At 55.0% G+C, this 13131-nt stretch carries 9 protein-coding genes; 4 read left to right on the forward strand and 5 right to left on the reverse strand.

What is annotated here, in order from left to right:
• Window positions 1–22 precede the first annotated feature (22 nt).
• Entirely contained in the window at window positions 23–2065 is a 2043-nt protein-coding gene (gene paaZ / locus KF947_RS09425; protein ID WP_227406072.1) for a phenylacetic acid degradation bifunctional protein PaaZ, read from the forward strand.
• A 118-nt stretch (window positions 2066–2183) separates the two neighbouring features.
• On the opposite strand, the gene KF947_RS09430 is transcribed toward paaZ, so the two are convergent.
• The 4 genes from KF947_RS09430 to KF947_RS09445 all read right to left on the reverse strand — a co-directional run bounded on the left by KF947_RS09430 (window position 2184) and on the right by KF947_RS09445 (window position 5935).
• Complete coding sequence (locus KF947_RS09430) at window positions 2184–3479, reverse strand: TRAP transporter large permease (RefSeq protein WP_133731952.1); 1296 nt, start codon at window positions 3477–3479, stop codon at window positions 2184–2186.
• A complete protein-coding gene (locus tag KF947_RS09435; protein WP_227406073.1) occupies window positions 3472–4014 on the reverse strand; it encodes a TRAP transporter small permease in 543 nt (180 codons plus the stop codon). Before KF947_RS09435 ends, KF947_RS09430 begins: the two co-directional genes overlap by 8 nt.
• Window positions 4015–4041: 27 nt before the next feature.
• Complete coding sequence (locus KF947_RS09440) at window positions 4042–5091, reverse strand: TRAP transporter substrate-binding protein (protein ID WP_227406074.1); 1050 nt, start codon at window positions 5089–5091, stop codon at window positions 4042–4044.
• A gap of 355 nt (window positions 5092–5446) precedes the next feature.
• Complete coding sequence (locus KF947_RS09445; RefSeq protein WP_133731949.1) at window positions 5447–5935, reverse strand: MarR family winged helix-turn-helix transcriptional regulator; 489 nt, start codon at window positions 5933–5935, stop codon at window positions 5447–5449.
• 453 nt (window positions 5936–6388) lie between these two features.
• Here KF947_RS09445 and hmgA point away from each other — a divergent pair, with 453 nt between their 5' ends.
• Genes hmgA through maiA form a run of 3 tightly spaced genes read left to right on the forward strand, consistent with a single transcriptional unit; the run spans window position 6389 to window position 9408 of the window.
• A complete protein-coding gene (hmgA, locus tag KF947_RS09450) occupies window positions 6389–7696 on the forward strand; it encodes a homogentisate 1,2-dioxygenase (RefSeq protein WP_227406075.1) in 1308 nt (435 codons plus the stop codon).
• A gap of 36 nt (window positions 7697–7732) precedes the next feature.
• Entirely contained in the window at window positions 7733–8752 is a 1020-nt protein-coding gene (locus KF947_RS09455) for a fumarylacetoacetate hydrolase family protein (RefSeq protein WP_227406076.1), read from the forward strand.
• An 11-nt stretch (window positions 8753–8763) separates the two neighbouring features.
• Window positions 8764–9408 (forward strand): maleylacetoacetate isomerase, encoded by a 645-nt coding sequence (gene maiA / locus KF947_RS09460; RefSeq protein WP_227406077.1) that lies wholly within the window; start codon window positions 8764–8766, stop codon window positions 9406–9408.
• 55 nt (window positions 9409–9463) lie between these two features.
• Here the strand turns inward: maiA and KF947_RS09465 are convergent, their stop codons facing one another.
• On the reverse strand, window positions 9464–12994 hold the full coding sequence (locus KF947_RS09465; RefSeq protein WP_227406078.1) for an indolepyruvate ferredoxin oxidoreductase family protein: 3531 nt from the start codon (window positions 12992–12994) through the stop codon (window positions 9464–9466).
• Window positions 12995–13131: the final 137 nt, after the last annotated feature.

Raw genomic sequence — 13131 nt, forward strand, 5'->3', positions numbered from 1 at the left:
ATGTTTTGCGGGAGAGTACGCAATGTCAGTTTTACAGAGTTACATCGCAGGCCAGTGGTTCGGAAAGACCGAATCCAAAGCACTGATTAGCGCCATTAACGGCACAACCGTTGCGCATACCCACCAAGAAGAGATCAACTTTCGTGAAGCGGTGGCGTATGCCCGCAACACCGGTGTGAGAAATATGCTGGCACTGGATTTCCAGCAGCGGGCCGCCACTCTTAAAGCGCTGGCCGCCTATATCCAAGAGCGTAAGCGTGAGCTGTATGCCATCTCTCACCACACTGGCTGCACCAAGGCCGACTCCTGGATCGACATCGACGGCGGTTTCGGCACCCTATTTACCTACGCCTCCACGGGCCGCAAGGAACTGCCCTCCGGCAATGTGGCCCACGAAGGCCCGGTGACTCAGCTAGGAAAAGAGAACCACTTCAATGGCACCCATATTCTGGTGCCCCGCCGCGGCGTCTCTGTACATATCAATGCGTTTAACTTTCCCATCTGGGGCATGTTGGAGAAGTTTGCCCCAGCCTTTCTGGCAGGCATGCCGTGTATTTTCAAACCGGCAACCGCCACTAGCTACCTGACCGAAGCTGCTGTACGCGTCATCAACGACTCTGGCCTGCTGCCGGAAGGAGCGCTGCAACTGGTTATCGGCGGGGCCGGTGACTTATTGGATCACCTGGAAGAGCAGGACTTTGTCACCTTTACCGGCTCGGCAAACACCGCTCTCATATTAAAAAGCCACCCTAACATCATGGCCAAGAGCATCCCCTTCAACGCCGAGGCGGACTCGCTCAACAGCGCCATCATGGCTCCGGATGTTAGCCCGGAGGACGAAGAGTTCGAGATCTTTGCCAAAGAAGTGGTCAAGGAGATGACCGCCAAGGCAGGTCAGAAATGTACCGCTATCCGCCGAATTTTAGTGCCCGCCGCGCATCTGGATGCCTTGGCGAACACGCTTAAGTCGCGGCTTGCCAACATCATAGTCGGTGATCCTCATGAAGAAGGCGTGCGCATGGGCGCGCTCTCTTCCCGTGACCAATTGAGAGACGTTAATCATGCAATTGAACAGCTGCTAGAGACCAGTGAGTGCGTCTTCGGCAGAGACGGCAGCTTCAAGCCTGTCGGCCAGGGTGTTGAAAACGGTGCCTTCATTACTCCCCACTTGCTGATCAACCGTAACCCGTTGAACGACGGCGGCGCTCATGACATTGAAGCCTTTGGCCCCGTCGCGACGCTAATGCCCTACAGCGGCATCGACGAAGCCCTAACCATCGCCGCCAAGGGCAAGGGCAGCTTAGTGACCACGCTGACCACAAAAGACCCCTCCATTGCGGCTGAGATGATCCCCGTTCTGGCCGCCCAGCACGGCCGCCTGCAGATTCTGGATGCTCAGGCAGCAAAGGAATCCACTGGCCACGGCTCTCCGCTACCGATGCTCAAGCATGGCGGGCCCGGCCGCGCAGGCGGTGGCGAGGAACTCGGCGGCATTCGTGCGGTTCACCATTATCTGCAGCGCACCGCCATCCAGGGCTCTCCGAGCATGCTCGCGGCAGTCACAAAGGAATATGTGCGTGGCGCCAAGGTGATCGAGACTGACGTCCACCCGTTCCGCCGCCATTTCGACGACCTGCAGGTTGGTGAGTCACTGTTAACCCATCGCCGTACCGTCACTGAAGCCGACATCGTCAACTTCGGCTGCCTCTCCGGCGACCACTTCTATATGCACTTTGATGACATTGCCGCCAAAGAGACCCAGTTCGGCCAGCGCATCGCCCACGGCTACTTTGTGCTGTCTGCCGCTGCGGGTCTCTTCGTTTACCCAGGCGAAGGCCCCGTACTGGCAAACTACGGCCTGGATACACTGCGCTTTATTACACCGGTGTTGGTCGGCGACACTATCCGCGCCCGCCTAACCTGCAAGCGCAAGATTGATCAGGGTCGGACATCTCCTGACGGGCACCCACAAGGGGTGGTGATGTGGGACGTAGCGGTGACCAATCAAAACGATGAACTGGTCGCCAGCTACGACATTCTAACGCTGGTGGCAAAGCGGCAGTAACGCCTCAGCCGACACAGCCAGACAAAAAAGTAATACAAAAAAACGGATGACAGGACACTTACCCTGTCATCCGTTTGTTTAGCAAGGACGTTAATAGAACCGTATTAATAGCATCGTTTTAATACAGTAACTGCGGCAGGAAAAGCACGATCGCTGGGAATAGAAGCACGAGCAGTGCGCGTAGGGTACCCGCTACCCAGAAAGGGGTGACGCCGCGGAAGATAGTGCCGGTTGATACGTCCGGTAATACGGCACGTAGTACGAACACATTCATCCCGACAGGTGGCGTTATCAAACTGATCTCGATGACGATAACCACCAGTATGCCGAACCACACCAAATCATAGCCAAGCCCCGCCACGACCGGGAAGAAGACCGGCACGGTCAGCAGCATCATCGACATGCTTTCAAATACACAGCCCAATAGTACGTAAATGGCCAAGATGACGAGAATAACCACGAAGGGGGCCACGTTCAGCCCAGTGACCAACGCCAGGAGGTCATTGGGAAGCCCCGCGCGGTTAATGAAATTAGCAAAGATTAGCGCCGTCAACACCACTGCAAACAGCATCGCTGTTGTACGCACAGTGTCCATCAGGACATTCATGAGTATCGTCGGCGTCAAAGCACGTTTTAGTAGGGCAATCACAAAGGCGCCCATTGCGCCAATACCCGCCGCTTCGGTTGGGGTGAATATACCCAAATAGATGCCGCCGATAACCAATACAAACAGCGCCAGGGTACTCCCCACATTTTTTAGGGCCGCAAGGCGCTCGTTCCAGGGTACTTTTTCAGCCGCTGGCCCAGCGCTGGGATCACGCCACAAAACCCACTTGACCGCGCCGAGATACATCACAATGCCCAATATGCCGGGAATAAAGCCCGCCGCAAACAGTTCACGGATGCTGGTCTCAGTAATGATGCCGTAGATCACCAGCATCACGCTGGGAGGGATCAGTATCCCAAGGGTTCCGCCCGCGGCAATGGAGGCTGCCGCCAACGAGTCCTTGTAGCCATACTTACGCATCTGGGGCATGGCAACACGCCCCATGGTGGCACAGGTCGCAAGGCTCGACCCACAAATCGCGCTAAACCCACCACAAGCCACAATGGTGGCCATCGCCTGACCGCCCTTACGGTGACCAAGAAAGCCATTGGAGGCTCGGAATAACGCATCAGAGAGCCCCGCATGGGACACCAGGTTACCCATCAAGATAAACAGTGGTATCACCGACAGACCGTAGTCCCTAGCGGTGTCGACCACCCGCCGCGACGCCATGGCTTCAGCCGCGTTCCAGTTACCGGTCAGGTAGTAGAAGCCCACAAAACCTACGATCCCCATGGCAAACGCCAGAGGCATGCGCAGGAATACCAATATCAACAGCGCTGCAAACCCATAAAGTGCTTCAATCATGCTTATCTCCCTGGCTGACTGGTCCACCGCACTTAATCACACCCACGCCTTCTAGCAGGTAACTCACCGCTCGGCCGAGGGTAAGTAGAGCGGAAAGAAACAGCATGATGGCAATCAGGTAAATAAGGTAACCATCGGGAATGCGTAGAAACTCAGTGACATCGCCCCACTCGAAAGCGCGCACGCCCAGTGCCCAAACCCGTGTAGCGATCACCCACAAAGCCACTGCGATAATTACGTTGACGATCATCTGGCGCAGCCATATCCAGCGCGCAGGAAATATGGCATCCAAGAGATCCACGCTAACGTGCTCTTCACGCCAGCATGCTACTGGCAGTGACAGAAACACCACAGCGGCCAGCATCTGCTGGGTCAACTCGACGGTTCCAAGGATAGGTAGATTAAAGAAATAACGGCCTACTACATCGGCAGTCGTCAGCAGCATCAAGGCAAAGAGGGTGGCACCCGCCACCCCCTCCAGCGCCAGCTGCATGACCCTACCGACATTTGACCAGCGAGTCGTCAGGATCTGCATAGTCGCCCTCCACTTGGCGAAGGGTAATTATGATTGTGGCACTAAGGATGCCACGCTCTCTTGTGTAGCAGCTTCTTCAAGCTGTTGGTGGAAGTAATCGAGCGCCGCCTGCGCATCGACACCCCGTTCACTTACGTTCTCGGACCAGGTGTCAACCAGGTCATTACTGATGCCGCGCAGCGTCTCAAGATCTTCGCCGCCAAGGGCTGTAAAGGTATGACCCTGCTCTTCGGCGAACTCGACGCCCCGCTCATCGGATACATCCATCATGTGGCCGAATAGTCGCGACAGACGCTCACCCGAGACTTCTTCCACAGCGGCACGATCTTCAGCAGACATCTCATCCCAGATACTCGGGTTAACCACGATGGTGAAGCTGCCTCGATAAAACCCACCATCCACCGTCAAGGTATAGGGAAATACCTCGGCTACCCGAAAGCTTCTAAGGCCTTCCGGCACCAGCATAGCGCCATCAATAACGCCCTGAGAGCCAGCTTCATAGACCCCGGTTGGCGGCAAAGCCACGCCGGTCAGGTTCAGGGCATTAGAGAGATCTCCCATCACCCCGCCACCGACGCGAATACGCTCATTCTCTAAATCAGCAAGGGTTTGGTACTGCTCGCTACTAAAGATCCAACCCGGGCCGTGCACACCCGCAGCCACTACATCAACGCCGCGGTGTTCATCAGCTTGGGCTAAGTGCTCCTGGTGAGTATGCCAATAAGCAGCAGATGCGTTCTCCGAGGAGAAGTCTTCAAAGGTAGGAAACTCGGGTAACTGGGTGGCCAGAAAACGCCCTGCGTTATAGCCATGGAACACCCAAGTGGCGTCAGCAATGCCGTCAGCGACCATCTCCATCTGTGAGGCGGGGGGGCCGAGATCGTGCACAACGTCTACAGTCACGCGCCCGTCAGTGGCCTCTTCAATCCACGCTTTCCACGTTGGCCATACCATGGTGTTGATGCCGTGATTAGGGCCAGCCCAGGTACTCACGGTGATTGTCGTTTGTGCAAAGGCGGAGGTGCTGAGCGTTGCAGCGGCAATAGCACCGAGCATCAGGTTTGTTGTTTTATTCATTTCACTTTCCTCTGGTCGTCACGAACTGGAGCGCAAACGTGACACTTTATTTTTATAATTAAAAAAATATTCGAATCACGTTTATGATCACAATGCCTCCAGATACGTGAGTCATGCAACGACTGATCGAGCAATAGATACTAATACTTAAGTAGCATCATGAAAAATATACATTAATTACATGTAGTTACTAAAAACACCATCTCCTTTGAAGAATTATCAATGACGGCAGGGGATAATTTACAGCCAGACCTTTCGTTACATAAATCATATCATTACCGACACCAATGACACGCTATTGACATAATGTAGCCTATCATCGGCCACCCTGACTCGACTTTCCTGCGTCAAGCCGCTAGCCAATTCTCTCCAATTGCCGTTCAAGCTTGCGCATTGTGTTAAGCAGATCACGATATTCACCAACGCTCAGGGTCGACACCAGATCGGCTTCCCACGCCTGGGCTTCGGGTACTAACTTATTGAGTAACGCTTGCCCGGCGTCTGTCAGCTGCAAGTCATGTAAGCGCTGGTCTTGCTGTGATGGCGTGCGGCTTATCAGTCCACGGTCTTCCAACGACTGAATCGCGCGAGACACGCGAGCCTTATCCATATTGGTGTAGGCACAGACCTTCTTAGCGGTTAAATCATCACAATGGCTAAGCCAGGCAAGTACGCGCCACTGGGCAATGTTGAGCTCATAAGACTCGGCATAAAGCTTCTCTAATGCCTGGCTGATTCGGTCAGCTAACCGATTGAGTTGGTAGGGTAAAAACTGATTGAGGTCTAACTCTGCCCTAGCTGAAGACACCAGTGATGCATCGCCGCCTGCTTTATCCATCGTCATTGTGTTTCTCCTAGAGCCACCGTTTATCAGGGGTCGTGATGACAAAAACCAGCACGATAGCTGGGAATATGGGCACCAGCAACGCGCCTATCACACTGACCATCAATGAGATGCAAACCAGCTCGCTGTAATGGGGCTTAGTATAGGAAGAACAGTGCCTCGACATAATCTCTCTTGCAACCAATTCAGCAATAAAAACCACCACACCAAAGTATCAAACTTCGACAAACAACTGATATTACGAAAATTGTTACCAAAACTTTTTAAAAGGTAGTCTACACGTCGCGCTGAATACTGGACTTTTAGTTTCATAAGAAACTATTCTATCTAACATATAGCTGGCAAGCACCGTAGGCATCATGAGCCAGAAGCTCGCATCTCATCCTGGGTTAGTGGGCGATAAGCAGCCGCCATCATTTATCAATATACGTTCAAATAAAGCAGGTCTTAACAATGACTGAACAATTGAAATATCAAAATGGCTTTCATAATCACTTTTCAACCGAAGCGCTGCCGGGAGCACTGCCGATTGGGCAAAACTCACCTCAACGCTGTGCTTACGGCTTATACGCGGAACAACTAACCGGCTCCGCATTCACAGCCCCACGTCATCAAAACTTTCGCAGCTGGCTTTACCGCATTCGCCCTTCTGTCGTTCAGAGCGCGTATCAGCCACTAGAAAATAACAGCGTACACACGGCCCCGTTAGACAAGCCAGCGGCGGACCCTAACCAAATGCGCTGGGATCCCGTCTCTCTACCGAGCGAGCCGACTGATTTTATCGACGGCTTATTTACCATTGCCGTCAACGGGGATGCGGGTACCCAAGCGGGTGTGGGCGTGCATGTCTACACCTTTAATCAGGACATGACCCAGCGGTTTTTCTACAACGCTGATGGGGAACTGCTCTTCGTTCCGCAAATGGGGGCCATTCGTCTACGTACCGAATTTGGTGACATTGAGATCGATAACGGTGAAATTGCCGTCATTCCTCGCGGTGTGAAATTCCAAGTGCGTAGAGCTCAGGGCGTTGAGGCTGCACGTGGGTATATTTGTGAGAACTACGGTAGTCCTTTAGAGCTTCCAGGCCTCGGCCCCATCGGGTCTAACGGTTTAGCCAACCCGCGTGACTTCCAAAGCCCCGTGGCATCCTATGAAGACCTGGAGGGCGACTACCGCCTAGTGGCTAAGTTCTCTGGTCGTTTCTGGGAGAGCAAACTCGACCATTCGCCGTTAGATGTCGTGGCGTGGCACGGCAACTGCGCGCCTTATAAATATAATCTCGCCAACTTTAACACCATCAATACGGTGAGCTTCGATCATCCGGATCCGTCAATCTTCACCGTATTGTCGTCCCCCTCCGATACGCCGGGAATGGCGAATCTTGATTTTGTCATTTTCCCACCACGCTGGATGGTTGCCGAGAACACCTTTAGGCCACCCTGGTTCCATCGCAATCTAATGAGCGAGTTTATGGGGCTTATTCATGGCGAGTACGACGCAAAAGCGGAAGGCTTCACCCCTGGCGGCGCTAGTCTACATAACTCAATGTCGCCCCACGGCCCCGATGCTGAGACATTTGAGAAAGCCTCCAACGCTGAGCTTAAGCCCCACTTCATAGGCGATACATTGGCCTTCATGTTTGAAAGCCGCTACTTCTTTCACCCAACCCCTGCGGCTCTGAATGCTGACTTCCGTCAACGTGATTATGTGGATGTTTGGTCGACGCTGCGCTCTCACTTCAACCCAAGCCAGCCCTGAACCCTATACCACCCTGACGACAAGGATTGAATCACTATGAAACTGGCAACACTTAAGAAGGGCCGCGACGGAGAACTCATTATCGTCTCCCGTGACCTCTCCCGTGCTGTGAGCGCCGTTGATATTACCCCCACACTTCAGGCAGCCCTCGAAAGCTGGGAAGTGGTTAGCCCTCAGCTTGAAGAGCGCTATGCTCAGCTTAACAGTGGTGGTGTTGAAAACGCTTTTGAGCTTGATCAGAGTGCGCTGCACTCCCCTTTACCGCGTGCCTATCAGTGGGCTGACGGTTCCGCCTATCTGAACCATGTCCAGTTGGTACGCCAGGCGCGCAATGCCGAGATGCCTGAAACCTTCTGGACAGACCCGCTCATGTATCAGGGCGGTAGCGACTGCTTCTTGGCACCCACGGACGATATCGAGGCGGTGAGCGAAGAGCATGGCATCGACTTTGAAGGTGAAATCGCCGTTATCACCGATGACGTCCCGATGGCAGTCACGCCGGAGGAAGCCGCCAAGCACATTAAGCTAGTAATGCTGGTCAACGATGTCAGCCTGCGTGGCCTCATCCCAGGTGAGCTTGCTAAGGGCTTCGGCTTTTTCCAAGCAAAGCCCGCCTCTTCGTTCTCGCCTATTGCGGTGACACCGGATGAGCTGGGCGATGCCTGGCAAGACGGTAAAGTGCACCTGCCACTGACCGTGCACCTGAATGACAAGAAGTTTGGCGAGCCAGAAGCCGGGCCAGATATGATTTTCAACTTCCCACAGCTGGTGGCCCATGCGGCCAAGACCCGCTATCTCGGCGCAGGTGCAGTTATTGGTTCAGGCACCGTTTCCAACCCGGATCCCGATGGCGGCCCTGGAAAGCCCGTGGCTGACGGTGGCGTTGGCTATAGCTGTCTAGCCGAAGTGCGCATGGTGGAGCAGATACTGTACGGCCAGGTAAAAACTCCCTTTATGCGCTTTGGCGACCGGGTGCGTATCGAGATGTTTGACCGCGATGGCAGCAACATATTTGGTACGATCGATCAGCAAGTAGTGCAGTACCAGCCCAAATAAAGGAAGGCAACATGACGACGCTTTACGGCTATTTTCGCTCGTCGGCTGCTTACCGGGTGCGTATTGCCTTAAACCTTAAGGGACTGGAGTACGACCAGATCCCGGTCAATCTGGTGAAAGGTGAGCAGCGTGGTGGCGAGCATCTGGCGCGCAACCCTCAGGGGCTAGTGCCTAGCCTGGTGTTGGACGATAGCTCGGTGGTTAACCAGTCACTGGCGATCTGCGAGTATCTCGATGAGGTACACCCAGAGCCCGCCCTGCTGCCGGTTAACGCGTTAGAGCGGGCTCGGGTTCGTGCGCTCGCTCAGTCGGTGGCCTGCGAGATTCACCCACTTAACAACCTGAGGGTACTCAAGTATCTAGTGGGTGAACTGGGAGCAGATGAAGCGGCTAAGCTAGCTTGGTACCACCACTGGATTGCCGAGGGTTTCACCGCCCTGGAAGCAACGCTCTCCAATGACCCCAGCAGCGGCGATTTTTGCCATGGCGACACCCCTACGCTTGCGGATATATGCCTGATCCCCCAGGTGTACAACGCGGAACGCTTCGAGTGCGATTTGTCAGCCTATCCGACGACCCAACGTATCGTTACCAATTGCCGTTCACTGCCCGCCTTCGAAAAAGCCGCACCAGCGGCGCAGCCTGACGCCAGCTAAACCATCTTGAACAGGCCGTGCATTGCGCGGCCTGCATTTAGCTTGGTGGGCAGCCTCAGGCAGCTTCGACAGCGATAGTCTTAGAGCGACCTTCGCGTAGCTCCACCAGCAACTTCTCGCGGCGCTCACTGGCTTTCTCGGCAGCGGCTTCGCGGACTGGCCCGAAGCCACGAATCTCTTCCGGCAGCTTAGCCAGCGCCAAGGCAGTCCCATGATTAGTGCCATCAAGACGAGCCACTAACTCATCAATAAGCTGCTCGTAGTCAGCCAATAAGGCGCGGTCGAGCTTGCGGTCGGCGCTGAAGCGGAAAGGATCGAGAGCCGTGTTGCGCAAACCGCGCATCTTTGCCAGCGCGCCCATTGCCTTCAGCATCCAGGGGCCGAAGCGGCGCTTCACTGGGCGCCCCTGAGCATCCTTACGACCGCCTATAAGCGGCGGCGCCAAGTGGAAGGTTAGCTGGTAATCACCCGAGAACGTTGCTTTAACCTCATCCAGAAAATCGCTCTGGGTGTAAAGTCGTGCCACTTCATACTCATCTTTATACGCCATCAAACGATAGAGCTGATGGGCGACGGCTTCACTCAGTGATTGGCCACCGTTTAGCGCTGCTTCTGCGTCACGCATTTTAGTCACCTGGGTAACATAACGCTCAGCCCAGGCACGGTTCTGGTAGCGCTCCAGGTGGAGACGATTACGCGCCATCACGTCGTCCAGCGTGGCATTCGCGGACAGTGGCATCGTGTCCAGATGCTGCTGGAGGTAGTCGGGTTCTACCGCTGCCAAGCGCCCCCAGGCAAATGCCTGGCGGTTCTTTTCCACTGCGACGCCATTGAGTTCTAGAGCACGCTGCAGCGCAGCTTCAGAAAGCGGCACCAAACCTTGCTGCCAGGCAAACCCGAGCATCATCATATTGGAAAATACCGTATCCCCTAGCAGCTGTTCAGCCAGGCGATTGGCGTCCAAAGAGGCAAAGCGCTCATCTCCCACCGCTTCACGCAACATGTTGAGGCGTTTAATGGGCTGCATATCCGCATCGCGGTAAAGCACATAATCCGCCGTGGCTAGCTCGGCCAGATTAGCCACGATACGGGTGGTCGGCTGCAGCACATTCAGCGCTTTCTGGGAGCTAGCCACCACCATATCGCAAGCGATCATCGCATCGGCCTGCCCTGCCTCAATGCGAACCTGATTAAGCTCGCTGGGCTGTGACGCCAAGCGCACATAGCTAAGTACTGCCCCGCCTTTTTGCGCAAACCCCATAAAGTCGAGCACGCTGCTGCCCTTGCCTTCCAGGTGTGCTGCCATTGTGATCAGTTGCCCAACGGTCACCACCCCCGTGCCACCAACGCCACCCACCAGTAGGTCGTAAGGGGCCGTCAAATTGGCAATGGCAGGAGTAGGCAAATGCGCTATACGTTGCCAAAAGGCATCATCTGCCGCGACGCCTTGCCCCTTACGCAGCTCGCCACCTTCCACTGTGACAAAGCTGGGGCAAAAACCACTGACGCAGGACATGTCCTTGTTACAGGAGGACTGGTCGATTTTGCGCTTGCGACCTAGCTCGGTCTCGCGAGGCACCACCGATAAACAGTTGGACTGTACGGAACAATCACCACAGCCTTCGCAAACATGGTGGTTGATAAACACCCGACGGGCTGGGTCTTCCATCAAACCACGTTTGCGCCGACGGCGTTTCTCAGCCGCGCATGCCTGATCATAAATCAACACGGTGCAGCCGGGGATCTCGCGCAGTTCACGCTGCAGCGTATCCATCTCTTCACGGCCGTGGAAGGTAACCCCCTTAGGGAATTCCTTTTCATGCCCCCGGTACTTATCCGGTTCGTCACTCACCACCATGACCCGGCGAACGCCTTCATCCAGCGATTGCCGGGCGATCATCGGAACGCTTATTTGCCCGTCCACGGGTTGACCGCCCGTCATGGCGACAGCGTCGTTGAACAGAATTTTATAGGTAATATTAACGTTAGCCGCCACCGCCTGGCGCACCGCCATTGAGCCCGAGTGAAACCAGGTACCTTCGCCTAAGTTTTGGAAAATATGACCGTTTCCGGTAAAGCGGCTCTTGCCCACCCAGTTAACGCCTTCGCCACCCATCTGAATTAACGATTCGGTGCTGCGATCCATCCATGAAGCCATAAAGTGACAACCGATGCCCGCCAGGGCTTTGCTGCCTTCAGGCACCTTGGTCGAGCTATTGTGTGGGCAACCGGAGCAGAAATAGGGCATGCGGCGCACACCGCCGAGCTCTTTAACGCCGGCGCGGCAGGCATCAACGGTTGCCAGCTTGTCGCTAAAATCGATCTTGAAAAAGCGCTCTAAACGCTCTGCCACGAAGCCTGCCAAGAGACGCGGGCTAAGCTCTCCAACAAAGGGAATCAAGGGCTTGCCGGTTTCATCCTGCTTGCCAGTAACGATCACCTCGCCTGGATGATCGGGTTCCGACATGTACTCCTTCAACTGGCTTTCGATGATGCCGCGCTTCTCTTCAATGACCAGCACTTCGCGCTTGCCATGAATAAACTCAAGGATGCCGGGCCGATGGAGCGGCCACACCATCCCGACCTTGTATATTTCTACCCCCATTTCACGCAGCTTCGCTTCATCCAACCCCAACAAACGCAGCGCCTCAAGTAAATCCAGGTGGCCCTTGCCTGTGGTGACCAGCCCAAACGTCGACTGTTCCTGGCGAAATAGGTACTGATCAATCGGGTTGGCCGTGGCAAAGGCCTGAACGGCGGCCAGCTTGTGCTCAAGGCGAGTCTCAAGCTGTGGCCCCGGCAAATCGGGCCAGCGATAGTGCAGCCCGCCTTCCGGCATATCGAAATCCGGCGTCACATACTCAGGCAAGGGGGGCACGTCCACCGAAGCGCCACTCTCTACGGTTTCAGAAACGGCTTTGAAACCCACCCAACAGCCCGAAAAGCGCGAAAGCGCATAGCCCCACAGCCCAAAGCGTTCGTATTCCGCCAATGACGCAGGGCTCACAACCGGCATAAACCACGCCATAAAGGCGACATCAGACTGGTGTGGCATGGAGGACGACACACAGCCATGGTCATCACCCGCGACCACCAGCACACCGCCAGTGGGTGAGCTACCGTAGGCATTTCCGTGCTTTAAGGCATCGCCCGCGCGATCAACGCCTGGTCCCTTGCCGTACCACATGCCAAACACGCCATCTACTTGCTTATCGGGGTCTGTCTCGACTTGCTGGCAACCCAGCATCATGGTGGCGGCCAGGTCTTCGTTGATGGCAGGGACAAAATCGATGTGGTGCTCTTCCATGGCGGCTTTCGCCCGCCAAATCTCTTGGTCTACACCGCCTAATGGCGAGCCTCGATAACCGCTGATGAGTCCTGCCGTGTGTCGGCCATTGTGGCGATCAAGCTCGGCTTGGCGTAAGGCAATACGCACCAATGCCTGGGTGCCGGTGAGAAAGACACGACCTTCTCCGCGGGTATAGCGATCGGCCAGCGCATAGTCATCGAGAAGATTGTCATCAAGTGCGATATCGAGAGGCTGGGTAATAGAACCCGCCTGCTCAGCGATTGAGGGGGTTGTCATGGGAGTTCACCAGTACGGTCGAAGAGTTATGGTTGTAATACGCTTGAGTCTAGCCAACAGCGCGCTAAAGGTGCTTGCTAATTAACTCTTCAAACGTCTGGTTATTGATCATTACTTTCATTTTTTTAGTTTTGACG

The sequence above is a fragment of the Halomonas sp. FeN2 genome, assembly GCF_020595105.1.
GTDB classification, from domain to species: Bacteria; Pseudomonadota; Gammaproteobacteria; order Pseudomonadales; family Halomonadaceae; genus Vreelandella; species Vreelandella neptunia.